The 24332-nt window shown below is 69.9% G+C and carries 19 protein-coding genes; 7 read left to right on the forward strand and 12 right to left on the reverse strand.

Going from position 1 to position 24332, the window contains the following annotated elements; genetic code table 11:
- Positions 1-28: 28 nt before the first annotated feature.
- The 4 genes from ABZ738_RS21040 to ABZ738_RS21055 all read right to left on the reverse strand — a co-directional run bounded on the left by ABZ738_RS21040 (position 29) and on the right by ABZ738_RS21055 (position 3401).
- A complete protein-coding gene (locus tag ABZ738_RS21040; protein WP_131052702.1) occupies positions 29-1159 on the reverse strand; it encodes an acyl-CoA dehydrogenase family protein in 1131 nt (376 codons plus the stop codon).
- Position 1160: 1 nt separating this feature from the next.
- A complete protein-coding gene (locus ABZ738_RS21045; RefSeq protein WP_357215565.1) occupies positions 1161-1457 on the reverse strand; it encodes a phosphopantetheine-binding protein in 297 nt (98 codons plus the stop codon).
- Entirely contained in the window at positions 1450-2475 is a 1026-nt protein-coding gene (locus tag ABZ738_RS21050) for an HAD-IIIC family phosphatase (protein ID WP_357215568.1), read from the reverse strand. Before ABZ738_RS21050 ends, ABZ738_RS21045 begins: the two co-directional genes overlap by 8 nt.
- A gap of 71 nt (positions 2476-2546) precedes the next feature.
- Complete coding sequence (locus ABZ738_RS21055) at positions 2547-3401, reverse strand: 3-hydroxyacyl-CoA dehydrogenase family protein (RefSeq protein WP_176094562.1); 855 nt, start codon at positions 3399-3401, stop codon at positions 2547-2549.
- 1165 nt (positions 3402-4566) lie between these two features.
- Here ABZ738_RS21055 and ABZ738_RS21060 point away from each other — a divergent pair.
- A complete protein-coding gene (locus ABZ738_RS21060) occupies positions 4567-5307 on the forward strand; it encodes a methyltransferase (protein WP_176094563.1) in 741 nt (246 codons plus the stop codon).
- Positions 5308-5389: 82 nt separating this feature from the next.
- Here the strand turns inward: ABZ738_RS21060 and ABZ738_RS21065 are convergent, their stop codons facing one another.
- Positions 5390-6052: a DUF1707 domain-containing protein gene (locus ABZ738_RS21065; RefSeq protein ID WP_161594940.1), complete on the reverse strand. Its 663-nt coding sequence runs from the start codon at positions 6050-6052 to the stop codon at positions 5390-5392.
- Between the two features lie 3 nt (positions 6053-6055).
- On the opposite strand from ABZ738_RS21065, the gene ABZ738_RS21070 reads away from it, so the two are divergent.
- The 3 genes from ABZ738_RS21070 to ABZ738_RS21080 all read left to right on the forward strand — a co-directional run bounded on the left by ABZ738_RS21070 (position 6056) and on the right by ABZ738_RS21080 (position 7122).
- A complete protein-coding gene (locus tag ABZ738_RS21070; protein ID WP_255446604.1) occupies positions 6056-6184 on the forward strand; it encodes a hypothetical protein in 129 nt (42 codons plus the stop codon).
- Positions 6185-6373: 189 nt separating this feature from the next.
- Positions 6374-6805 (forward strand): hypothetical protein, encoded by a 432-nt coding sequence (locus ABZ738_RS21075; protein WP_131052704.1) that lies wholly within the window; start codon positions 6374-6376, stop codon positions 6803-6805.
- Between the two features lie 47 nt (positions 6806-6852).
- The gene (locus ABZ738_RS21080; RefSeq protein WP_131052697.1) at positions 6853-7122 is read left to right on the forward strand and encodes a hypothetical protein; all 270 of its coding nucleotides are present in this window, start codon (positions 6853-6855) and stop codon (positions 7120-7122) included.
- Between the two features lie 369 nt (positions 7123-7491).
- Here ABZ738_RS21080 and ABZ738_RS21085 read toward each other — a convergent pair whose 3' ends face one another.
- The 7 genes from ABZ738_RS21085 to ABZ738_RS21115 form a co-directional block, all read right to left on the reverse strand.
- Entirely contained in the window at positions 7492-8166 is a 675-nt protein-coding gene (locus tag ABZ738_RS21085; protein WP_131052703.1) for an HAD family hydrolase, read from the reverse strand.
- 147 nt (positions 8167-8313) lie between these two features.
- Positions 8314-9204 (reverse strand): acetyltransferase, encoded by an 891-nt coding sequence (locus ABZ738_RS21090; protein ID WP_357215575.1) that lies wholly within the window; start codon positions 9202-9204, stop codon positions 8314-8316.
- A gap of 267 nt (positions 9205-9471) precedes the next feature.
- Complete coding sequence (locus tag ABZ738_RS21095; protein ID WP_357215578.1) at positions 9472-12168, reverse strand: ricin-type beta-trefoil lectin domain protein; 2697 nt, start codon at positions 12166-12168, stop codon at positions 9472-9474.
- Entirely contained in the window at positions 12165-13604 is a 1440-nt protein-coding gene (locus ABZ738_RS21100) for an RICIN domain-containing protein (protein ID WP_357215581.1), read from the reverse strand. Before ABZ738_RS21100 ends, ABZ738_RS21095 begins: the two co-directional genes overlap by 4 nt.
- Positions 13605-13648: 44 nt before the next feature.
- Positions 13649-15073 carry an endo-1,4-beta-xylanase gene (locus ABZ738_RS21105; RefSeq protein ID WP_357215584.1) on the reverse strand — a complete coding sequence of 475 codons (1425 nt, stop codon included), beginning with the start codon at positions 15071-15073 and terminating at the stop codon, positions 13649-13651.
- A gap of 401 nt (positions 15074-15474) precedes the next feature.
- Positions 15475-16047, reverse strand: a complete 573-nt coding sequence (locus ABZ738_RS21110; RefSeq protein WP_236145986.1) for a TetR/AcrR family transcriptional regulator — start codon at positions 16045-16047, stop codon at positions 15475-15477.
- 71 nt (positions 16048-16118) lie between these two features.
- A complete protein-coding gene (locus ABZ738_RS21115) occupies positions 16119-18821 on the reverse strand; it encodes a glucosidase (protein ID WP_357215587.1) in 2703 nt (900 codons plus the stop codon).
- 42 nt (positions 18822-18863) lie between these two features.
- Here ABZ738_RS21115 and ABZ738_RS21120 point away from each other — a divergent pair, with 42 nt between their 5' ends.
- The 3 genes from ABZ738_RS21120 to ABZ738_RS21130 all read left to right on the forward strand — a co-directional run bounded on the left by ABZ738_RS21120 (position 18864) and on the right by ABZ738_RS21130 (position 24282).
- Positions 18864-20798: an amylo-alpha-1,6-glucosidase gene (locus ABZ738_RS21120; protein WP_357215590.1), complete on the forward strand. Its 1935-nt coding sequence runs from the start codon at positions 18864-18866 to the stop codon at positions 20796-20798.
- Between the two features lie 216 nt (positions 20799-21014).
- Positions 21015-22331 carry a glycosyltransferase family 4 protein gene (locus ABZ738_RS21125; RefSeq protein WP_131057004.1) on the forward strand — a complete coding sequence of 439 codons (1317 nt, stop codon included), beginning with the start codon at positions 21015-21017 and terminating at the stop codon, positions 22329-22331.
- A 94-nt stretch (positions 22332-22425) separates the two neighbouring features.
- Complete coding sequence (locus ABZ738_RS21130; protein ID WP_357215594.1) at positions 22426-24282, forward strand: protein kinase; 1857 nt, start codon at positions 22426-22428, stop codon at positions 24280-24282.
- Positions 24283-24332 lie beyond the last annotated feature (50 nt).

The following is a 24332-nucleotide window of genomic DNA, read 5'->3' on the forward strand; positions in this document are numbered from 1 at the left end:
CGCGCGGGATCGGACACGGGGTCATCGCCTATGCCTTCCGGGCGTACTTCTTGTAGCCGGCGTCGGCGATCATGATCTGCTGCAGCTGGGAGGTGCCCTCGATGATTTCGAGGATCTTCGCCTCCCGGAACAGGCGTTCCGCGGGGTATCCCGACCAGCACCCGTTCCCACCCAGCACCTGGACCGCGTCCGACGTCGCACGTTGGGCGACGGTGGACGAGAAGTACTTCGCGATGATCGTCTCGGTGGCCGCGTCGGCACTGCGCTGCGCGAGCGACCGGCCCGCGCTGCGACACAGTTCCCGGGCCGCGGCGACGCTGGTGACCGCGTCGGCGACCATCTTCTGCACCAACTGCTGCGTGCCGATCTTGACCCCGAACTGCTCGCGTCGCGTCGCGTAGGTGCACATCTCCTCCAGCGCCGCCTGGGCCAGCGCGACACCGGCCCACGCGATGCTGTAGCGACCGTGCAGGAGGGCCGTGTTCACCACGAAGCCGAAGCCGGCCCCGATACCCGCGATGAGGTTCTCCGCCGGCACCTCGACGTCGTCCAGCTCGATCTCCGCGATGTGGGTCGCGCGGTTGCCCAGGAAGCCGGACATCGGCCAGGTCCGTACGCCGGGCATGTCGCGTTCCACCATGAACGCGCTCGTGACGCCGTTGTCGGTCGCCAGCACCAGGATCAGGTCGGCCACACCGGCGAAGGAGATCCACTTCTTGCGTCCGTTGAGGACGAAGGAGTCGCCCTTCCTGATGTACGTCGTGGCGACCGCCGCCGCGTCCGACCCGGCGCCCTCCTCGGACAGCGCGAAGCAGCCGATCATCTCGCCCCGGGCGAGGGCGGTGAGGTACTTCTCCTTGAGCCGCCGCGACGCCAGTTCCAGCAGCGTCCCGGCGACGATCGAGGTGTGGACGGTCAGCAGCGCCCGGGTGGACGCGCAGGCCTTGCCGATCGCCTCGGTGACCTCGCCGTACTCCAGCGGGTCCAGGCCGAGTCCGCCCCACTTCGTCGGGATCGACGCACCGAGCAGACCTTCCGCCGCCATCCTCTGGATGACGTCGCGCGGCAGGGCCTCGTCCCGGTCGAACTCCGCGGCCCTTGGGGCCAGCTCGGTCTCGGCGAAGAGCATGGCGCGTGCGATGACGTCGGACCTGTCCATGTCACTCACCAGCCGAGGCCTTCAGTTCACCCACCATGTCCGCGAGGCGGCGGACCGAACTGAAGTTCTGCAGGATGATGTAGTCGTCCGGAACCACGATGTCGAACGTGGACTCGACGTAGTGCAGGAGCTGCATGGCGAACAACGACGTGAAATAGCCACGCTCGAAGATGTTCTCCTCGTCGTCCAGCTCGACGTCCTTGAACGCGGTCATGTTCTCCCGGAGGTACTCCCGGATCCTGTTCGCAGCGTCCGCCACCATCACGTCTGCCATGTTCACCACCGCCTCGTCACGCATCGATCTTGACCTTGATGTAACCGGGATAGTCCTGACGGACCGCGAGATCGTGCTCGTACAGGTAGTCGTTGCCCTCGCGCCACACCACGCGGAAGTTCGCCAACTGGTACGTCACCAGCATCTGGCGGTTCCGGTCGGTCCGGCGGAAGCGGGCCAGGAGACGCTTCCCGTTCTCGGCGGCCCGGTTCAACAGGAAGGACAGCAGGACCGTGCCCACGCCCTTGGACACCGTCCGACACGACATCAGCAGGAGGTTGACCGTCCAGCGGTCGTCCTGCTTCTCCACCAGCGCCACGCCGATCTTGCCGTAGGAGCCGTAGCGGTCGGTCAGCTCGCACACCCAGATGTCGTGGTCGGGGCTGCCCATCAGCTCTTCGAGCTGCTGGTGCGAGTACTGGATGCCGGTGGAGTTCAGCTGGTTGGTGCGCTCGGTCAGCTCAGCGAGGCGCAGCAGGTCGCCGTCCCTCGCTTGAGAAATCGTGAAGATCATGTCGAGACCGCTGAGGAACTCGTCCGGGGCGCCCCGGTGCTCGAGCTCCGCGGCGTTGCGCGCGTGATCCTCCAGGTACATCCGCCGACGGCGGGCGGCGTCCTCGGTCACCACCGGGGGTGACAGGCGCGGCATCGCGAGCAGGGTGCCCAGATCCGCCGCGTCGACCGTCTCGACCTCCGGGTGGGCGAAGGCCACCTCGTCGCGCTCGAACGGCTGGTCGTCCACGAACATGATCGTGTCGATGCCGATGTTCAGCTTCTCGCGGATCGCGGCGAGCGAGCTGGACTTGCTGTTCCAGTTGATCTGCGGATAGAGGAAGTACTCGGCGAGGCCGACCTCCTCCAGCTTGCGCACCGCGTCGTCGTGGTTGTTCTTGCTGGCCACCGACTGAAGGATGCCGCGCGCATCCAGGGTCTTGATCACGTTGACCACGTCGTCGCGGAGGACGAGGTCGTCGCCGGCGGACAGGGTGCCGTGCCACAGCGTGTCGTCGAGGTCCCAGACGACACACTTCGCCATCTTCATAGATCGAAGTCCTCCAGGGGGATCGCTGCCCGGTGGCGCAGCCGATGACCGCGTCAGCGTTCGGGGAGATCTCAGTGGTTCGCGTAGGTGTAGAAGCCCTGACCGCTCTTCCGTCCCAGCCGGCCCGCGGCGACCATCTTCTTCAGCGTCGGGCAACAGCGGAACTTGCTGTCCTGGAACTCCGCGTAGAGCACGTTCAGGGAGTCGACCACGGTGTCCAGGCCGATGAGGTCGGCGGTCTCCAGCGGGCCCATCCTGTGCCCGTACCCGAGCTTGAAGATGGCGTCGATCTGCTCCGGCTCGGCGACGCCGTCGTGCACCAGGAAGGCCGCCTCGTTCATGAACAGGTGCGACAACCGGTTGGACACGAAGCCGGGCATGTCGTTGACCACGATGGACTGCTTGCCGAGCGACCGGACGAACTCCTCGGCCTGCTTGATCGTGTCCTCGGAGGTGTGGTAGCCACGGACGACCTCCGCGCACTCCAGCAGGGGAACCGGATTCATGAAGTGGATGCCGACGACGTTGTGGGGTCGTGGCGTGCCGGCGGCGAGCTTGGTGATGGAGATACAGCTCGTGTTCACGGCGATCTTCGTGCTCTCGCCGCAGACGTCACGCAGATCGAGGTACAGGCGCTCCTTGGCGGCCAGGTCCTCGACGATGTTCTCGACGATCCAGTCGACTCCGGCGAGGTCGCCGAGGTCGGTGCCGAAGCGGATGCGGCCCAGGATCTCGTCGGCCTTCCAGGCGGCGGCGGCCGGAGACATCATCCGGAACTTCCGGACGAGCTGCCGGATGTCCCGGGGCGCGGTGGCCAGCACGTCGGAGTCGTGGTCGGACAGGATGACGTCGTAACCCTTGGCAGCGCACGTGATGGCCACGTCCTTGCCCATGACGCCCGCGCCGATGACCCCTACTGTCGCCATTGTCCAGCCGCCCCCGGTAATGATGGAAAGGGCACGCGTAATGTACGCGAACATCGCTCCAACATTCGCCTTCGCACACCCATATGGACGACGCCGGGCTGAGTCGGCCCGGCGTCGGAGGAACCTATTACACGATTGCCCCGTTTGTTCGGAGACCCTGCACGCAATGAGTGGACATCAGCAGCAGGTGCCCGCTTCGCCTTCATTGCAAGTTGCATGAGATTGTCAACTCCGTGCGACGGACCATACACGGAAGCGCCGCAAGCCGTAAAGACGAGCATCGACACTACGGGCAGTAGTGGCTCAATTGCACACCGCTTCGGGGTGCGATTGGCCGCCGCGGCAGGACGATCAAAACGGCAAAAAATTCGCACCTGAGCGGCCTGGCCCCTGCCCCTTAAAGCCCTCGGTTTCGCAGTGTCAGCGGCCAATCCGGTCAAAAGTAAGGATGAATAGATGATCCGGCGAGCCCTTGCGGCCGAAGGAGTTATCTGATCCACATGCGACAGACGGTCCGGCAGCCGGGCGGCCCACGTCAGGACAACCGCAGGTCAACGATGCAGCGGACGCGCCGCAACCATGCCGCACCACCCCAATTACGGACGATCAAAGGAAAGCACGCGGATCACACTTCACGACGGGCCGGCCCGAACCGGCCGCGTCCGCACGTGTCCGGAGCCCGCCCGAACCGTTGCACACGACCCCCTCCCGCCGGCAGTACGTCTCAGATTGGCGACGACGTGCCAAATCGATAATGCATCCGCTTACCCGCCACTCCACCCACACGCCGCCCTCTAGTCGACTCCGGCAAGACTCAGCCACCGATTAGTGATGACACGCCTTTAATGTCCATCTTGGATGTTGGCAGAACCGATATCACCGGCGGGGAAATTTGCTGTCGCAAATTCCTGTCCGGAGAGCGCTCCATGGGTGCGCCCGTTCCGACTCGGACTTAACGCCAAGGAAGCCGGGTAGCGAATTCCGGGAGTCAGCGCCATGCACGGAACGGCTCACTGCTTGGCAACAACACCGGCGGACGGTTACCGTTCCCCGAGCCGGAACAGCCCCGCAGGTGCGTTAACCCGACAGGCGCTTCACCCGACCGGCACGACTGGCGTCACGCGTCGCCAGCCATTCGACGACACACCGAACCCGAGGACGAATCATGGACCGAACGTTCGCCGACGACGTCGGCGACTGGCTGGTCGCCCAGGCCGACTCGCTCATCAAGGACGGTGGCACCAGAGAGCTCATGCGATCGACCTGGTCCGTGCTGCCCGAGGTGTGGCCTCCCGATCCGGCGACCGAGGTGTTCACGTCCGCGCTGCCCCTGGGCTCCGGCACCCGGTTCCTCGAGATCGGGTGCGGCGCGGGCGTCACGAGCGTGGTGGCCGCCATGAGCGGCTGCGAACGCGTCGTCGCGACCGACATCAACCCGGCTGCGGTGGCCAACACCGTGCTCAACGCCAAGGCACACGACGTCGGGCACAAGGTCGAAGCGCTGACCAGCGACCTGTTCCTCGAACTCGGCCCGGAGGACGTCTTCGACCTGATCGTGTCCAACCCGCCCCTCGTGCGGGCGCGGGAGGACCGGGCCTACGACCGGCCGATCGAGCATTCGGTGTTCGACCCCGGGTACGCCCTCCACCAGCGCTTCTTCCACGAGGTGAAGCCGCACCTCGCCGCTGGCGGGCACATCTTCATGAACACCAGCGACACGATGGGCGATCCGCACTCCATCGTCTCCCTCGCGGTGCGGATGGGCTTCTCCGCGCGCAAGCACCACTCGAACCGGATCGAGATTCCCGGGACGCTGATCGGGTGGACCCCCGCCATCGCCGCCGCCGCCGACGACCGCGGGATGATCTACATCGACTCTTCCATCTACGACTTCGAGCTGCTCTGAGCAGAGGCGGCAGCCACGGTGTGCGGCCACGACACGTGTGGCGCCGCCGGCAGCCTCGTACCGCAGGTCGCCGACGACCGGGTCAGCGGCTCCCCACCGCGGGTGGCGGCGGTGAGTGGTGCCCGGTCGCGGGTGGCGACTGCTGACCGAGCAACCAGCGCCGCCAACCCGCCACGTCCTTGCCCGCACTCGTCGATCTGACCCGCACGTCGCCCAGCAGCGAGTGCACCCTGACCCGGATCCGCGGCGTTCCCGGCACCGGGGGCATCGACGCCAACCGGAGCTCCCGGTCGCTGAGCAACCCGATACCGGCGAGCTCCACATCCACCCCGTCGGGCACATCGATCTTGATGTCACCCAGGAGGCTCCACGCCTCGATCTCCACCACGGCCTCGGCGCAGACAGTCGTCCGCAGATCGAGATGCACATCGCCGAGCACGCTGAACATCCGCAGTCGGGCCGGCAACCGCCACCGTCCCACCCGCCGCTGGTCACCGAGGAACGCGACCACGGTCGACACGGTCTGCGTACTACCGACCGGAGGCGCGGAAACCACCACCCCGGCCGTCGCCCGCTCCAGATCCTCGATGCGCTCGGCCGCCCACACCGCCCCGACCCGATCGCTGAACTCCTCCAGGGTCAGCCGGCCCTCGCCGACCGCCTCCTGCAGCGCCGTCGCGGCGGCCTCCTGCTCCAGCTCACTCGGCTTCCGTGACAACTGCTCAGGTCGAGGCTCGATCTCCACGCCGTGGAGCCTACCCGGCCGACGCTCACCCGCTCCTCGTGCAACTCCCCGCCCGACGCCGCCTCCGGCAACACCTTCTCCGCCTTCCACCCCGACGCCCGGTACTCCCCGGACCGACCGTTCACCATCTGACACGGGTGATCGGCTGCTACCGGGCGGGAGCCAGGTGGACTAGCGTCTAAGCCCACCAGCGCGTACGCCGTCGCCGTCGATACGCCCCGGCCGACCCCGATCCGCCCGATCGGTGGGTTCTCACGGGAACACCCCGTCACCGCTTCACCTGTTGGGCAGGATCGTCCCCAACGAGGAGGTGCCGTCGTGGTGCAGGACACCCGCGCTCTCGCCCTGACGTTCGAGGTGAGCGGCCTGCCACCGGTCAAGACCGAGGCGCTGTCCATCTTCGCTGCCGGTCACCGGCAGGCGACGAGAGTACGCACCCTGCTCCGGGCCGCCTGCGAGGCGGCACAGAAGACCGGCTGGACCCCGCTGTCCGGCCCGATCGAGGTGGACCTGACGCTGCGCTGCCCGCCCGGGCACCGCACCTCCGACGCCAGCACCCTGCTGGGCGGGGTGTGCGCGGTGCTGCAGGACAAGAAGCGGGTGACCAGCATCGGCCTCGCCCACCTCGGAGTCCTGGTCGACGTCGCCCTCTACGAGGACGACCGGCAGATCCGCCGGTTGTCGTACGCGGAGGAGCCCGGCGAGGAATTCTCGTACCAGGTCCGCGTCGCCGCGGTACCGAACGTGGTTTGACGGACGGTCGTGGTCGGGTACCGCTGCCGCCGACGAAGGGAGCACCGATGTCGGAGCCACATGTCACGCTGGAACCTCGTGACCCGGTCCAGGAGAAACTGCGCGGGCCCTTGGAGCAGCAGCTGACATCGGCACTCCAGGTCGCCGCCGAGCGGATCCGGGACGCCTACACCGGCGAGCCGGTGGAGCAGGTCTGCCAGCAACTGCTCGACGAGACCCGGGCCGGCCTGCACCCGGACATCGCCGCGGCCTTCCAACCCGACATGGACGAGTTCTGCCGGGTCGCCGTCGCCATCGTGCGCGGCGAGACCACCTGAGCCGACCCGACGACGACACGGGTCAGGACCGGACCCGCACGACCCGGCCCTGACCCGTCCGGCGTGGGCAGCGAACCAGCCGCCTGCCGACGCACGTGTCAGCACGCGCCGGCACGGCAGCCGGTCCGCCAGCACTCAGCTCCACGGTGCCCCACGACCGGACCCGGTACCGCGACCCACCCCGGCGAGTCGCGGCACCTGGGGCCGAGGCTAGGCGTGCCCGGGTCGAGCCCGCGCGGGCCGGCACGCACTATTGCCAGCAACGGGAAATAGCGGCAGGAGCGTGTAACACCCGGCGGGCGCCAGGCGCTGACCCGGTCGGAGCGATTGATCAGCGGACCACCGGGTCACCGGCGGCCCCGGTCGGCCTCAGAAGTGCGCGAGCAGGTCGGGAAAAGCGCGCAGACGCAGGACGCCCTCGTCGGTCGGGTCCAGTTCGTCGTGCTCCAACACCCACGTGTTGTCGTTCGGGATGAACACCGCCCGCCATCCGGCCGCCCGCGCCGGCAGGATGTCCGACCGGGGCGAGTTGCCGATCATCCACGCCCGGGTCGGGTCGACGGCGTGCTCCCGGCTCAACCGGTGATAGGTCGCCACGTCCTTCTCCGGCACGATGTGCGCCGCCGTGAAGTGGTGCAGCAGCCCACACGCGTCCAGCTTGCGCTGCTGTTCCTCGCGCTCCCCCTTGGTCAGCAGCAGCAACTCGTGCCGCCCGGCCAACTCGTCCAGCGCGTCGGCCACCCCCGGCATCAGCTCGACCTGATGGTTGATCAGCGCCATAGCCAACTCGTCGATCTCGCGGCGCTCCGCCTCGGTGGCGGGCCGTTCCCGCAGCCGCTCCAGGCACTCCCGCAGGCTGCGCAGGAAGACCTTGCTGCCGTACCCGTGTGCGACGGCGTTGGCCCGTTCGATGTCGTCGAGCACCGCCCGCAACTGCGTCCGGTCGAGCGTCGGATGGTCCACCCAGCTCAGGAAGTCGTCGATCACCCGCTCGAAGACGACGTTGTTCTCCCAGAGCGTGTCGTCCGCATCGAAGACGAGCACCTGCCCCGGCTCGATCGACCTGTCATGCGTCACGCGGCGACGGTAGGCGACCCGGACGATCTCGGCGACCCGATAATTCGCCCGCGCGACGGCGGAAGCCGTCAGTCGGGACGGTCTCCGTCGATCGCGGAGACCGTCCCCGACAGGTCAGGCGTCGGCCGGGGTGAAGCTCACCCGGGCACGGATCCGACGGAACCCGGCCCGTTCCAGATCCGCCAGCACAGCCACCCGGTCCGCGTCCACGTCGGCGATCACCTCGTACGCGCCCTCGCCCGACAACGTCCGGACCACCTCGGCCAGCAGGTCGGCCCGCACCGCCGGCGCCCGCACGCCGAGATAGGCGATCATCGGGAAGCAGGCCCGGCTCGCCGGTGCCGCCAGGCCGACGGGTTCGCCGCCGTCCAGCGCCACCCGCCATTCCCGGGCCGACCCGCGGAGCCAGGACAGTGGATCGGTGGCCAGGTCCACCCCCGCCACCGCCCGCGCCGTCTCCGCGCCGGTGAGCAGGTCCGGTGCGGCGATCCGGGCGACCAACGAGGTGATCTCTGCGGCGTCGGTGGCCGGGCGGAACGTGTACCGGCCGGTGAAGGCAGGGAGCGCTCCGCCCGTCCACGAGCACCGCAACCGTTCCCCCTGCTCGACCAGACCGGCGAGACGGGCCGCCGCCATCGGGGCCGCGACCACGTCGCGAACCTGCGGCTGTCGGCGCCAGTACGCCGGCAGCGCGGCGTGGTACACCTTCGGGCCGCCGAGCGCCTCGTGTGCGGCACGGAGCAGCGCGGCACCGTCCTGCGGCGCGGTGGCCAGATCGAACCGGTCCAGCCACGGGTCGCCGACGGACCCGGGCGGAAGCGCCCAGGCGGCACGGCCGACCACCCGGCCGGCGCGCAGCGCCACCCACGTGCGCTCAGGACGGAAACCGCCACCGGCGAGCCCGTCGGCGTAACCGACCTGCCGCACGTGCGGCAACGGGTCGGGCATCGAATCGAACAACTCTTCCTCACCCGCGACGAGCGGGCGGATGACCAGATCAGCCATGGCGTGATCCTCCGGAACGCGGCGCCCCGGCTCAGTTCCGCGGGGACGCCGGATCGCGGAGGGGGCGCAGAACATCGGACATCGTTCTGACCTCCTTCCGGCTCGACGGCGTGACCGTGAACCTACACCGCAGCCCGCTGCCGCGACACCCGATTCACCTGCTGCCGATGCGATACGGGAGACAGTGTCCGACTGCTCGATCTGGCCGACGGACGCACGCGGTCGGCCCGGGGCCAGGCGGGAACATGCCTGGCCCCGGGACCGCTCTCAGCTGCGTCGAGTCCACTGCTGGTTCGTGCCGCCGTTGCAGGACCAGAGGATGATCTTCGTTCCGTTGGCGGTGGCGGCGCCGTTGGCGTCGAGACAGAGCCCGGACTGGGCGTTCGTGATGGTGCCGTTGGCGTTGACGTTCCACTGCTGGTTGAGCCCGCCGTGGCAGTCCCAGATGATGACCGTGGTGCCGTTGGTGGTGCCCGCCCCGTTGGCGTCCAGGCACTTCGTGCCGTACACGGTCAGCTGCTTGCCGGCGGTGTGGGTCCACCGCTGCTGCGTGGCGCCGGAGCAGTCCCAGAGTTGGGTCTGGGTGCCGTTGGTGGTGGCGCCGCCGGGGACCTCGACGCACCGGCCGGACTGGCCGCCCACGATCTGCGCGTCGGGGGCGCTGCCGGTGCCCTGCCGCCGGACGAGCGACGTCGACTCGGCCGACCGGTTGCCCTGGGCGTCGACGACGTAGAGCCGGTAGTCACCCGAGGTGACGGGTACGGCGATGGCGGTGGCGGTGCCGTCGGCCCGGGTCATCGTCGGACCGGCGGTGAAGGTGGTGGTGCCGGAGGGAGCCAGCCAGAGCGACCTGGTCGCATCGCCCGTGCTGCGGACCGGGATCGAGGTGGTGCCGCTGCCGACGAACGTGCTGGCCGGCAGGACCTGGTCCGCCAGGGGCAGGTTGCGCGGTGCGGTGATGTCCCGGAACGGGGCTTCGAGCCCGGAGTTCACCGCGATCCCGTAGGCCGCCGCCGGCCAGACGTAGTCGGCGGAGACGAGGATGTCGTGGATGGTGCTGTTCGGCAGGTTCTTCTGGGAGACCTTGTTGATCGGGCCGTACGTCTGCGTGATGCTCAGGTCGTGCTTGCGTCCGAAGTCGTCGGAGTTGATCATCCAGGTGATGTTCTTGTCCACGCTCAGGACGTTGTCCCGGAAGGTCATGTACGCCGACCCCTCGTCCGGGTGGAGCCCGTACTTGTGGCCGGCCGGGACACCTTGCAGATAGTTGCTGTGGATCGTGGTGCCAGGCTGGCTGCCCAGCGTGTAGATCGGTGCCGTGTCGCTGAGTCGCTGCACCGTGTCGATGATGTGGTTGTGGCTGATGGTGTTGTTCCTCGCCGTCGTGGTCGGCCGGTTGGGCGCGATCGATCCGGAGGATCCGTCGAAGTTCCACCATCCCCAGCCGAGCGTGATGCCCGCCCACGGCGTCTTCTCGATGCGGTTGTGCTGGATCGTGAGCGTGTCGGCGAAGTACGCCGCGACCGCGCCGTGCCCGTTGAACAGCACCGCGCTGTCGTGGATGTAGTTGTTCCTGATCACGATGTTCTTCGGGAGTCCCTCGACCTGGGGCGGGTACTTCTCGCGGTTGGTCGAGGTGTGGTCGCCGACGAAGACGTGCTGCGGGTGTCCCACGGAGATCGCGGACCCGGCGACGTCGCTGGTGACGTTGCCGATCACCTGTGAGTTCGTCACGTCGTTGACCATGTTGATCCCGTCGGCCCCGGTGTGCTCGATGCGGTTGCGTTCCAGCAGGATCCCGTCGGCGTTCTGCACGTGGACGATGCCCGGGGTGACGTCCACGTTGCGGTAGTAGTAGACGTGGAAGTTGCCCTTCGCGTACGCCATCGCGCCCAAGTTGCCCTGCTGCGCCTGCTTGTACACCGAGCCGGCGACGGTCAACAGGTTCCAGTCGGAGTGCCGGACGGTGAGACCCGAGAACGTGATGTTGCGGGCGCGGCTGCTGGTCGAGGTGCCGGCGATCCGCAGGGCGGTGGTCACGTTGTTGGGCGCGAAGACCGTGGCGGTGGACATGTTGTCGGCGCTGGCCTTGTAGTAATAGAGCGTCCGGCTGGACTTGTCGAAGTAGAACTCGCCCGGCGCGTCCAGGAACTCGTAGGCGTTCATGACCTTGTGAGCGCCGGCGACCTGGGCGTTGCCGTTGAACGCCCCCTGCGCGATGGCGGCACCCGGCTGTTGGAACAGGGCGATACGGCTCTGACCGTCGGCGCTCGTGGTCACCTGCCGGACTCCCACGATGGCGGTGGTCCAGGTCGTGGCCGTCTCGATCTCGATGTCCTCCTGGTTGCGGGAGATCGCCGGGAAGTCGCCGAGGCCGTACCTCGCGCCGTCGCACTGTGAGCCGGATTCCCACGCCCAGTCGGCCTGCCCGGCGGTGATGGTGTACGTGCCGTGGCATCCCGCCGAGGTGATCGTCTTGGCGGCCATCTGGGCCCGCTGGCCGTTGACGTAGAGGGCCCGCAGCTTGTTGGCCCGGTCGAGCGGCGCCTTCCAGATGTTCCCGCTGTGCTGGGTCCAGCCGGTCACCTGCACACCGGCGTCGAGGACCGGCGTCTCGCCCGGGTACGCGGCGTACACGACCCGGTGGCCGTTGGTGCCGGAGTCACTCGACCCGAACTCGACCGTACCGCCCACCGGGTAGCTTCCGCCGCGCAGGAGCACCTGGATGTCGCCGGTCATGGTCGCGGTCTTCGTGCGGACCACGTCCCGCGCCCGCTGGAGGGTCCGGAACGGGGACGCGATCGTGCCCGGGTTGGCGTCGTTCCCTCCCGGTGCGACATAGAGGGTCTCCTGCACCGCGGCCAGCGCCGGAGCCTGATCTGCCACCACCGCCGGCAGCGCGGCGGAGACGAGCACCGCCAGCGCGAGCAGCGAACCCCTAGCAGTACGGACGAGGGATCTCATTTCTGCACCTGCCACTTCTGATTGTCGCCACCCCAGCAGGACCAGAGCTGCACCTTCGACGTCGCGGTGTTCACGTCCAGACAGAGGCCGGACTGTGCGCTGCGGATCGTGCCGTCGCCGCCGACGGTCCACCGCTGGTTGTCGCCGCCGTTGCACGCGTACGTGCCGACGACGGTGCCGTTACTGGTCCCCCGCTGGTATGCGTCGAGGCACCGCTGGCCCGCCAGAGCGGTGATCTGCCCACCAGAGGTCACGGTCCACCGCTGGGCGGCGGTGTTGTTGCAGGGGTACACCTGGACCTGGACGGCGGCGGTGGTGGCGCCGGGAAGGTCCAGGCACTGCCCGGTGCCGACGTTGCGGAGCAGGCTGGCCTCGTCCGGAACACCACCGTCGGTCAACCCCCAGGCATGCCTGAGGCGGTTGAGCCCGCTCGCGTTGGGGGTGCTGAGGGTGAGGTTGGTGCCGGTGCCGTGCAGCTTCTGCATGGAGTACCAGTCGTCGCCCTGACCGGCGGTGACCTTGCCACCCAGCCCCGGCCAGTAGATCGATCCGATCCGCAGTTCCCTCAGCACGTCGGCAGTGGCCCGGAAGTAGCGCACGAAATTGTCGGTGCTGGTGGCGTCGAGGTAGTTGAGCCCGGTGTCCATCGGCGCACCGAACTCGTCCATCACCGTGCGGGCGGCACAGGAGCCGATCGCGTCCCGCAGGAACGTCACCCACTGGTCGTAGTTCTTCGCGCCGCTGAAGAAGGTGTAGTGGTGCAGCGACACGATCGTGCCGTCGAGTCGACGGTCGGCGCACATCGACTTGATGTCGGTGTTCAGGCCGGCACCGCTGACGAAGACACGGTGGCGTGGGATCGACGGACGGGCGTTCAGCCAGTCGCTGACCAGGTTGGCCCACTCCGCGGCGCTGTGCCCGCCAGGTTCGTTCATCGGTTCGAAGTACACGAGGTCGTTGGTGCCGTACCTGGCGACCACGGTGTTCCACATGGTGTTGAAGGCGGTGGTGTTGACGATCCGGCCGCCGCTGGCGGCCACCCCGTCGTCCCAGTAGGAGAGGACGACCTTGAAGCCCTTCGCCGTGGCGGCGTCGATCGCGCCGGTGTACGCGTTCCACCAGGTGGTGCCGACGGTGTAGGTGTTGATCGGCAGCCGGACCGTGTTGGCACCCAGGTTGTTCTGGAAGCCGGTGTAGATCGCGGTGGCCTTGGCCGTCACCGTCGCATAGCTGTCGGAGCTGCTCAGGCCGTACAGCACCAGTGGTCCACCGTGGAAGTTGTCTCCCAACCTGGCCCAGTTGACGCCCCGGAACGCGGTGGTGTCGGCAGCAGCCGGTGGGACACCACCGAGCACGGCGGTCGGCACCGCCACGAGGGCGGCCAGCGCGCAGGAGAGGATCCGGCGCAGGTGGCGACGCGATCGGGATCGGGTCACTGTCGTTCCCTTCTCGTACGGTGCCGACTGTCGCGCTCGTCAGGTCAGAACCGGGTCCAGCGCTGGTTGGTGCCGCCGTGGCAGCTCCACACGATGACCGCGGTGCCGTTGGCGGTGCCGGCGCCGTTGACGTCCAGGCACAGGCCGGTCTGGGCGTTGCTGATCGTGGCGTTGCCGTTGACGACCCACTGCTGGTTCGCCCCACCGTGGCAGTCCCAGATCTGCACCCGGGTCCCGGCGGCGGCGTTGTTCGGCACGTCCAGGCACTTGCCCATCACCTGCAGGGCCCGCCCGTTCTGGGTGAACTGCTGGTTGGCCCCGGTATGGCAGTCCCAGACCAGCATCGGGGCACCGTTGGCCGAGCTCGCGCCGTCGACGTCCAGACACCGGCCGGACGCCTCGTTGCGCAGGCGGTTGCCGGTCGGATTCGGGGTGGTGCCACCGTTGAGGGCGTCGAGGACCGCCGTGTACGCGGGCTTCTTGTTGCCCGCGCAGTCGAACAGCAGGGCGTTGTCGCCACCACGCCAGGAGTCGCAGTCCCGCACACCCCACACGGTGATGCCGGTGCACCGCGACACCGCCAGGCAGGCGCGGGTGACGGTGGCGTAGATGGTGGCCTGGTTGGACCCCTGGGTGACGTCCAGCTCGGTGATCTGCACGTCCACGCCGAGGTCGGCGAAGCGTTGCAGGTTGGCCTGGTAGTCACCGGCGATCGTGGTGCCCAGGTGGGACTGGAACCCGACGCAGTCGATCGGTACACCGCGCGCCTTGAAGTCGCGCACCATGGTGTAGATGCCGGTCGACTTCGCGTTGATCCCGTCGGTGTTGTAGTCGTTGTAGCAGAGCTTGGCGTTCGGGTCGGCCGCGCGGGCGGCCCGGAACGCGGCCTCGATCCAGTCGTTGCCGGTGCGTTGCAGGTTGGAGTCGCGGCGGGCGCCGCTGCCGCCGTCGGCGAACGCCTCGTTCACCACGTCCCAGGAGTGGATCTGCCCCCGGAAGTGGGTGGCCACCTGGGTGACGTGGTTGATGGCGGCGTTGCGCAGGTCACCACCGGACAGTCCCTGCGCCCATCCGGGCTGCTGGGCGTGCCACAGCAGGGCGTGTCCCCGGACCGACATGCCTCGGGACCGGGCGTGGTTGACGATGCGGTCGCCGGCGCTGTAGTTGAACACGCCCCGCTGCGGCTCGGTCGCGTCCCACTTCATCTCGTTCTCGGCGACGAGGCTGTTGAACTCGCGGTTCAGCACGTTCATGTACGTGGTGTCGGAGAACTTGTACGTGCCGACCGCCGCGCCGAAGTAGCGGCCCTTCTCCGCCGCCGAGGTGCCCAACGTGGTGCCCGCGGTGGCGGCGCCGGCGGGCGCCAGCGCCGCGCCGGCCGCCAGCAGGCCGACCGCGAGCGCGCGCACCACCGGTGCGGCGGACCATCGCCGTCGCGGAGGACCGCTCGGGTGGACGAGTGTCTTCATGTTCCCAGCACCTCCAGAGTCGCGTCGAGTCGATGAGTTAGCGCTAACACAACCGGCCGGCTGAGGTGCTCGTCGGGCAGACGACAGGCGACGAGGGAACGCTACGCATCGATGAAGGTGAGATTGCCACAAAGTTACGGAGCGTTCAAGAAGTACTTTCCGCCGACGCGGAGGAGTTGACGTTTGCCAATGTCAACAGGCTTGCGCGCGGATCGGTGACACCATTCCCGGCCCTGCGTACACACCATTAAAAGATCCACTGCAATGCCGTACGCCCCACGCGTTCCGCACGAGCGCCCACAATGTTTACGTGAACATCGAGTGCACATAAATCCATTGTGGAGGGACATGGGGAAGCCGCCCCCGCCTCCGGCGGGTACGACACGGGCAGGGTGAGCGGCTCAGCGCGGGCTGAAGAGGTGGTTGCCGAGGAGCTGTTCGCGTTGCTCCTGGGCCTCGGGGCGCAACCGCCCACCCCGGGTGAGCATCACCATGCCGTGCAACAGACTCCAGCCGAGTTCGGCGAGCGTGTCGTCGGCCTGCGCGGCGGCGGACGCGGTCAGCGCCGCCCGCAGTTCACCGAAAGCCGCCGCGACGGTCTCCGGCACCTCCTCGGCCCCGAGCGTGAGGTCCGGAGTGTGAGCGAACATCGCGTCGTAGATCTCCGGGTGGGCGTAGGCGAAGTCGAGATAGGCCGCCATCACCGCCGGCCACACCTCGTCCGGCCGGTCCACCGCCACCCGGGCGCCGGTCAACGCGGCGGCCAGATCGGCGAAACCCCGCACCGCGACCGCGGCGACCACCGCCTCACGGTCGGCGAAGCGTTCGTAGAGGGCCCCGAGGTCGACGTCGGCGCGCTCGGCCAGCCGGCGGGCGGTCACACCCGCCCACCCCTCGGCCTCGGCCAACCGCCAGGCGGTGGCGACGATCGCGTCACCGCCCAGCTCACCGTCTCCGTGCTCTGCTCCGGACACCCCGCCGAGCGTAGTCGCGCCGCTCCCCGGCGAACCCTCCGCGACGGAATGGCGACTCTGCGCCCGGCCGGTCAGCGCCGCAACGTCAGGATCAGGTCGGCGACCAGGGCCGACCAGCCGGTCTGGTGCCAGGCACCGAGCCCGGCACCGTTGTCGCCGTGGAAGTACTCCGGGAAGGCGATCAGGTCCCGCCAGTCCGGATGGGTCTGGAACAGTTGCGCCGCGCCATAGATCGGCCGCCGCCCCCAGTCGTCGCGGGTGAACAACGCGATCAGCCGGGCGGAGAGGTCGTCGGCGATCTCGTCGAGGGTCTTCTTCACCCCCGAACGCGTCGGGTACTCCACCTGGAGGTCCTCACCGAAGAACGCCGCGTAGTCGCGCAACGCGCTGATCAGCAGGAAGTTCGTCGGCATCCAGATCGGGCCGCGCCAGTTGGAGTTGCCGCCGAACAGGCCACTGGTCGACTCGGCCGGCTCGTACCCGACGCAGAACTCCTGCCCGCCCAGGGTCACCGCGAACGGCTTGTCCAGATGCGCGCGCGACAGCGTCCGCAGGCCGTACTCGGAGAGGAACTCGTCGGTGTCCAACATCCGGGCCAGCACCCGGACCACCTGCTCCGGACCGCACATGGACAGCAGCCGCTGCTGACGCCCGTCCGGGCCGATGCGTCGGGCGCCGACCACCGAGGCGTACTCGGGGCGGTGGGTGAGGAACCAGCGCAGCCGGGCACCCAGCTCCGGCAGCCGGTGCAGGGTCCGCGCGGGCAGCCGGGTGACGGCCGCCAACGGCAGCAGGCCCACCACCGAACGCACCTTCAACGGCACCTTCGTCCCGTCGGCCAGCCGCAGCACGTCATAGAAGAACGCGTCCTCCTCGTCCCAGAGCCCCTGGTCGTACGCGGCCGCCGCGATGTAGGTGAAGTGCTCGAAGAACTTCGTCGCGGTGTCCACCCAGGTGCGATCGTGCTCGGCCAGCACGATGGCGATGTCCAGCAGGTTGAGCGCGTACATCGCCATCCAGCCGGTGCCGTCGGACTGCTCCAGCACCCCGGCCACCGGCAACGCCGCCGACCGGTCGAACGGGCCGACGTTGTCCAACCCGAGGAAGCCGCCCTCGAAGACGTTGTTGCCACCGGTGTCCTTGCGGTTGACCCACCAGGTGAAGTTCATCAGCAGCTTGTGCATCATCCGGGCCAGGAAGTCGTGGTCCCGGCTGCCGTCGATCTCGAACACCTTCAACGCCGCCCAGGCGTGCACCGGCGGGTTGACGTCGCCGAACGCCCACTCGTACGCCGGGATCTGCCCGTTGGGGTGCAGGTACCACTCCCGCAGCAGGAGCAGCAGCTGGTCCTTGGCGAAGCCGGGGTCGACCCGCGCGATGCTCACGCAGTGGAAGGCCAGGTCCCACGCGGCGTACCACGGGTACTCCCACGGATCCGGCATCGAGATCACGTCGAAGCTGGTCATGTGCCACCAGGCACTGTTGCGGCCGTGCCGGCGCCCGGCCGGCGGCGCCGACCCCGGATCGCCGTCGAGCCACCGTTTGACGTCGAAGTGGTAGAACTGTTTGCCCCACATCAGCCCGGCGATGGCCTGCCGGGCGATCAACGCCTCGTCGGCGCTGGCCTTGGCCGGGATCACCCCGTCGAAGAACCGGTTCGCCTCCGCCCGCCGCGCCCACACCACGGCCTCGAAACCGTCGCCCAGATCCGCCGCGGGCGGGTCGACGGCACCCGGCGGCGGGGCCGTACGGGTCAGCCGCAGCCGGATCTGACGCTGCTCTCCGGCCGGCACGTCCAGCACGTAGTGCAGCGCGCCCTTGGTGCCGGTCAGCTCCGGATTCACCGTCTCGGCCCCGTCGACCACGTGGTCGTTGATGCCGTCCTTCGGGTACGGCGTACGGCTCGCCAGCCCCCACAGCCGCTCGGCGTTGGTGTCGTTGTCGCAGAGCAGCGGCGTCGGGTCGCCGTCACCTTCGAGCCGGACCTGCCCGAGCACCCAGTGCTCACCGACCAGCCGGCTGCCCTCCCCGACGATCTGCGGCACCCGGTCACCGCCGGGCAGCCCCCACGCCCAGGTGTTGCGGAACCACAGGTGCGGCAGCACGTGCAGCCGCTCGCGCTGGTCCCCCCGGTTGACCACGGTCACCACCACGCACATGTCCGTCGGGGTGGCCTTGGCGAAGTCGACCGTCACCGCCCAGTACCGGTCGTCGTCGAAGATGCCGGTGTCGACCAGCTCGTACTCGGTGTCGTCCCGACCCCGCAGCCCGTTGACCGCTACCAGCTCGTCGTACGGGAAGGCGGCCTGCGGGTAGTGGTAGCGCCAGCGCATCCACGAATGGGTCGGCGTGGAGTCCTCGTACCACCAGTAGTCCTTGACGTCCTCGCCGTGGTTGCCGCCGTCCCCGCCGAGACCGAACATCCGTTCCTTGAGGATCGGATCCCGCTCGTTCCAGAGCGCGACGGCAAAACAGAAGGTCTGTCGATCGTCACACACGCCCGCCATGCCGTCCTCGGACCACCGGTAGGCTCGGGACCGCGCGTGGTCATGGGGGAAGTAGTCCCAGGCTGTGCCGTGCTCGCTGTAGTCCTCCCGTACCGTCCCCCACGCCCGTTCGGACAGATAGGGACCCCATGCACGCCAGTCCTGCTCGCCGGCATCGGCCTGGGCGAGCCGGACCCGTTCGGCATCGGGGGCCGGGGCGGAGGGCGAACCGTCAGTGATCACTTCTACATCTTCGACGCCGCCTGGGTACTTCACCACAGCGGCCATTGTCGTCGTGTCGTGTTACACCTCGCCGCCGGTGGAGGAAAGTTGATCGAGATTCGCTTCGGCACGCAGGTCTGCGGAGAGCTGACCAGCGCCGCCGGCCGCGAGTGGTTGGTGCCCGACGGCCTCGGCGGGTACGCCATGGGCACCGTCGGCGGGCTGCGCACCCGCCGGTACCACGGGCTGCTGGTGGTGCCGGGCAACACCCCGGCCGCCCGCAAGGTGGGGCTGGCCAGCCTCGACCCGGCGGTGCTGCTGCCCTCCGGCGCCCGGGTCCGCCTCGGCGCGCACGAGTGGGTCTCCGGCGACGTCGACCCGCGCGGCTTCGAGCTGCTGGAGCGCTTCGACCTGACCGACGGGCTGCCCCGCTGGCGGTGGCGCATCGGCGACGTGGTGATCGAGCGGGAACTGGCCATGCTGCACGGCCGCTCCTGCGTGGCGGTGGTGCACCGGCTGATCAGCGGCGGCCCGGTCGAGCTGGAACTCGCGGCGGCCTGCACCTGGCGCGACGCCCACGGCGAGCGGCGCGCCGACGGTCCGCCGCTGCGGATGGACCCGGTCGACGGCGGCGCGGTCATCGAGGGCGCCTACCGGCTGTCCGGTCCCGGCTGGTCCCCGCAGGGCCACTGGTGGCGGGGCGTCTACCACCGTGAGGAGGCCACGCGCGGCCTGCACCCGGAGGAGGACCTCTGGTACGCGGGCCAGTTCCGCGACACCCTGCGCCACCCCGGCGACACCGTGTCGGTGCTGGCCTGGGCGCAGGACCCGGCCCCGGCACCGCCACCGGCCACCGAGGTGGTCGCGGCGGCCCGCCGCCGCAACCGGGAGGTCGTCGCGTCGACCACACCCACCGACGACGTCGAGGCCACCCTGGCACTGGCCGCCGACGCGTTCATCGTGCGCACCGACGACGCGCCCGTGGAGGTGGTCGCCGGCTACCCGTGGTTCGGCGCCTGGTCGCGGGACACGATGATCTCCTACGAGGGCCTGTTCCTCCGGACCGGCTGGGCCGATCGCGGCCGGGAGCTGCTGCGCTCGTACGCGGCGACCCTGTCCGAGGGGATGCTGGCCAACACCGCCGACACCGGACGGGTCGAGTACAACACCGTCGACGGCACGCTGTGGTTCCTGCACGCGGTCAGCCGGCACGTCACCGTCACCGGCGACACCGACCTCGGCGACGAACTGCTGCCGGCGCTGCGCGGCGTCGTCGACGCCCACCTCGCCGGCACCCGCTACGGCATCGCCGTCGACCCGGCCGACGGACTGCTCACCTCCGGCGCCCCCGGTGCGGCGCTGACCTGGATGGACGCCCGCGTCTACGGAGTGCCGGTGACCCCGCGCCACGGCAAGCCGGTCGAGGTCAACGCGCTGTGGATCAACGGCGTGGCCGGAGTCGCCGAGCTGGCGGACCTGGCCGGGCAGGACTCCGACGGGCTGCACCGACTGCACGAACGGGCCGCCAAGGCGTTCCGGGACCGCTTCCCCACCCCGTCCGGCTGGCTGCACGACGTCGTCGACGCGCCCGCCCCGGCGTACCCGCTCGGTGGAGCGGCCTTCCACGACGACGACCTGATGCGACCCAACCAGCTCCTGGCCTGGTCATTGCCGTTCGCGCCGTTGGAGCCGGACCCGCGCGCGGTCGGCCTGGTCGGCGCCGGGCTGCTCACCCCGCTCGGCCCGCGCAGCCTCTCCCCCGACTGCCCCGGATTCATCGGCCGGCACCGGGGCGGACCGGCCGAACGGGACAGCGCCTACCACCAGGGCACCGTCTGGCCGTGGCTGATCGGCCCGTACGCCGACGCCAGCCGACGCGCCGGCCTCTCCGTCGACACGCTGTTCACCGGCTTGGAGGCCCACCTGACCGAGTACGGCCTCGGGTCGGTCAGCGAGACCGCCGACGGCGCGTCCCCGCACATCGCCACCGGCTGCCCGTTCCAGGCGTGGTCGGTCGCGGAACTGCTGCGCGCCCGCCGCTGACGCACGGTGGGGCGCCCACACCGGCGCCCCACCACATCGGTCCCGGCTGACACCCGACGAACCGAGACGCCGGCAGCCCTTTACACCGTCGCAACGGCTACGTCTCCGCTGGTTATCCAGGCCCGACCAGGATGGGTCCCGATCCGACCGCGACACCGACAGGCCCGCCGGGGGGCCTGACTCCGGGCGCGCGGGGACAACTCCAAGGGGGCGCGTATGTCACCGAACGCCGACGTGATCGACATCAACGCCGCACGGACGCAACGGGTGTTGATCCTGTCCTGGGAGTACCCGCCCGTCCTCGTCGGCGGGCTCGGCCGCCACGTGCACGCCCTCTCCGTCGCCCTGGCCGCCGCCGGCCACCAGGTCACCGTCGTCACCCGGCACGCCGACGGCGCGCCGCTGGAAGAACACATCGACGGCGTACGCGTCGTGCGCGCCGCCGAGGACCCGGTCACCTTCCCCCTGGCCACCGGCTCCCTGCTGGCCTGGACGATGGCGTTCAACCACACCCTCACCCGCGCCGCGCTGCGCGCCGCCGACACCGGCGACTACGACGTCGTCCACGCCCACGACTGGCTGGTCGCGCACACCGCGATCACCGTGGCCGAACACCTGGACCTGCCGCTGGTCACCACCATCCACGCCACCGAGGCGGGTCGGCACCAGGGCTGGCTGCCCGAGGAGATGAACCGCACCATCCACGGCGTCGAACACTGGCTCAGCAACGCCTCCACCCGACTGATCGCCTGCTCCGGCTACATGCGCGACCAGGTCACCACGCTCTTCGACGTCCCCGCCGGACACGTCGACGTGGTCCCCAACGGCGTCGACGACCGGGCCTGGCGGGCCCGCCCCCGCGCGGTCGCCACCGCCCGCGCCCGCTTCGCCGGTGACGGCCCACTGATCGGGTACGCCGGCCGGCTGGTCTACGAGAAGGGCGTGCAGCACCTGGTCGACGCCGTACCCGAACTGCGGGAGCAGCACCCCGGCCTGCGCGTACTGATCGCCGGCGACGGCCCCTACCGGGGCGAGTTGGAGGACCGCATCGGGCAGCTCGGGCTCGGCGGCACCGTCCGCTTCGCCGGATTCCTGGACAACACCCAGCTCCCGGCGATGCTCGGCGCCACTGACGCCACCGTCGTGCCCAGCCTCTACGAGCCCTTCGGCATGGTCGCGCTGGAAGCCGCGGCGGCCGGCGCACCCCTGGCGGTGGCCCGCACCGGCGGTCTGGCCGAGATCGTCGAACCCGGCGTCACCGGCGTGACGTTCCCGCACAGCGATCCGTCGGCGCTGGCCGGAGCGGTCGGTCAGCTCCTCGGCGACGAGGTCTTCGCCCGCCGGGTGGCCCGACAGGCCCGCACCATGGTCGGCCGACGGTACGGCTGGGCCACCATCGCCGCCCGCACCGCCGAGAGCTACGCCGTCGCCCGCCGCGAACACGGACCCACGCGCTCCCGGCACCCTGCCGTCGACCCGTCGCCACGCCGCCGCACCATCACCATCCCCGACGGCAACCTGCTGGCCGTGTGAGGGGCCGCCTGCTGAGGGTCGAGACACGCACGCGCGAATAGGTGATCCCCGATCCGCTGGCTAGTGTGTACGCCGGACGGCGGATGGGGGACACGTGCGAGCGTTGATCGCCGGCCGGTACCGACTGCTCGACCTGGTCGGTCGCGGCGGAATGGGCACCGTGTGGCGGGCCGACGACGAGTTGCTGCACCGACAGGTCGCCGTCAAGCAGGTCGTCCTGCCCGCCCGGCTCGGCGGTGACGAACTCGACCACCTGCGCGCCCGTACGCTGCGCGAGGCCCGCACCGCCGCCCGGCTCAACCACCCCAACGTGGTCCGCGTCTACGACGTGGTCTCCGACGACGACACGCCGTGGATCGTCATGGAGTACGTGCCCTCCCGCACCCTCCAGGACGTCCTCGACTCCGACGGCCCACTGCCACCGCAGCGCGCCGCCCGCATCGGCCTGGCCCTGCTGGACGCGCTGCGGGCCGCGCACGAGGCCGGGGTCCTGCACCGCGACGTCAAACCCGCCAACGTGCTCCTCGCCCACGACGGCCGGGTCCTGTTGACCGACTTCGGGCTGGCCGTCTTCGACGGCGACGTGGCGATGACCGGCGCCGGCACCATTCTCGGCTCCCCGCAGTACGTCGCCCCCGAACGTGCCGCCGACGGAGTGTCCAGCGCGCCGGCCGACCTCTGGTCGCTCGGCGCCACCCTCTACGCGGCCGTCGAGGGTCGCTCGCCGTACGCACGCAGCACCGCCATGGCCACCCTCAGCGCGCTGGCCTCCGCGCCACCGGACCCGGCCCGGCACGCCGGTCCGCTCTCGGCGGTGCTGGCCGGGCTGCTGCGCCGCGAGCCCGCGCACCGCGCCGGCCACCCCGAGACCCGCCTCCGACTGCTCGTTGCCGCCGCTTCCGGGGAGACCTCGCCGCAGACCGGCGACGAGACCGCTCCCCTGCCCACCGGCTCCGAGGCGCGCGACGCGCCGGTCGCAGGTCCCGGGACCGTCCCCGGCACCGACCGGAAATCCACCGACCCGCCCTCGCACGACTCCGCGCACCGACGCCTCACCGACGAGCAGCAGAGCGGTGGCGGGGCCGCTCCTGAATCCGAGGAACGAGACGCCGCTCCCGGTGAACGGGACGCCCCGCCACACCTGTCCGACCCACCCGCACGGCGAGCCCGCGCGGACGAACCGGATCGCGACCGGGTCGCCGTGCCTCGGGCCTGGGCACTCGCCGCCGTCGCCGTCCTGGTGGCGATGGCCGCCGGCATCGGCACCGCGCTGACCGTCGTCGGCACCGGCGACGACCACGCCGGCTCCCCGTACGAGGCCGCCGAACCGCAGCCCGGAGCGGACCCGTTCGAGGCCGGTGGTCCGGAGCCGGGCGGTCCGCCCCCGCGCGACGGGAGACGCCCGCCGCCGCCGGGCGGGCTCGTACCGCCTCCGCTGCCCTGCGTGCGACCCTGGGTCGAGGGCGGGCCGATCGACACGGCCGCACCGGTGACCGACGACGAGAAGTTCCGGCCGCCGACCGGCTGGGCCTGGCACACCGACCGCACCGGCTTCCGGGTGGCCGTACCTGCCGAGTGGCGGTACTCCCGCGACGACGACGTGGCCTGCTTCCAGGATCCGGCGACCGGCCGCGCGCTCACCGTCGCCCGGAGCACCGACACCCGCCTCGGGCCGGTGGCGCGACTGCGCGCGGTCCGCGACCGGGAACTGGCCGCCGGCACCCTCCCCGGCTACCAGGAGTTCCGGCTCGGGCGGATGGACGACGCCACCGCCTGGGAGTTCGGCTGGCTGACCCCGCACGGCGACCGGCTGCGCGCCACCCAGATCGTGCCGGACGAACGGACCCGCGACCGCGTCTGGACGCTCGGCTGGATCACCCACGAGTACGACTGGAAGCCCTCGACCGACCAGTTCGCCACCATCCGCACCAGCTTCCGACCCCGCCGCTGAGTCCCGGACGCGACGGCACCCGCAGGGTGTTCGCGACGGTGCGGTGTCGG

Origin of the sequence: Micromonospora sp. NPDC047793 (assembly GCF_040642635.1) — a bacterium.
Classification (GTDB): domain Bacteria; phylum Actinomycetota; class Actinomycetes; order Mycobacteriales; family Micromonosporaceae; genus Micromonospora.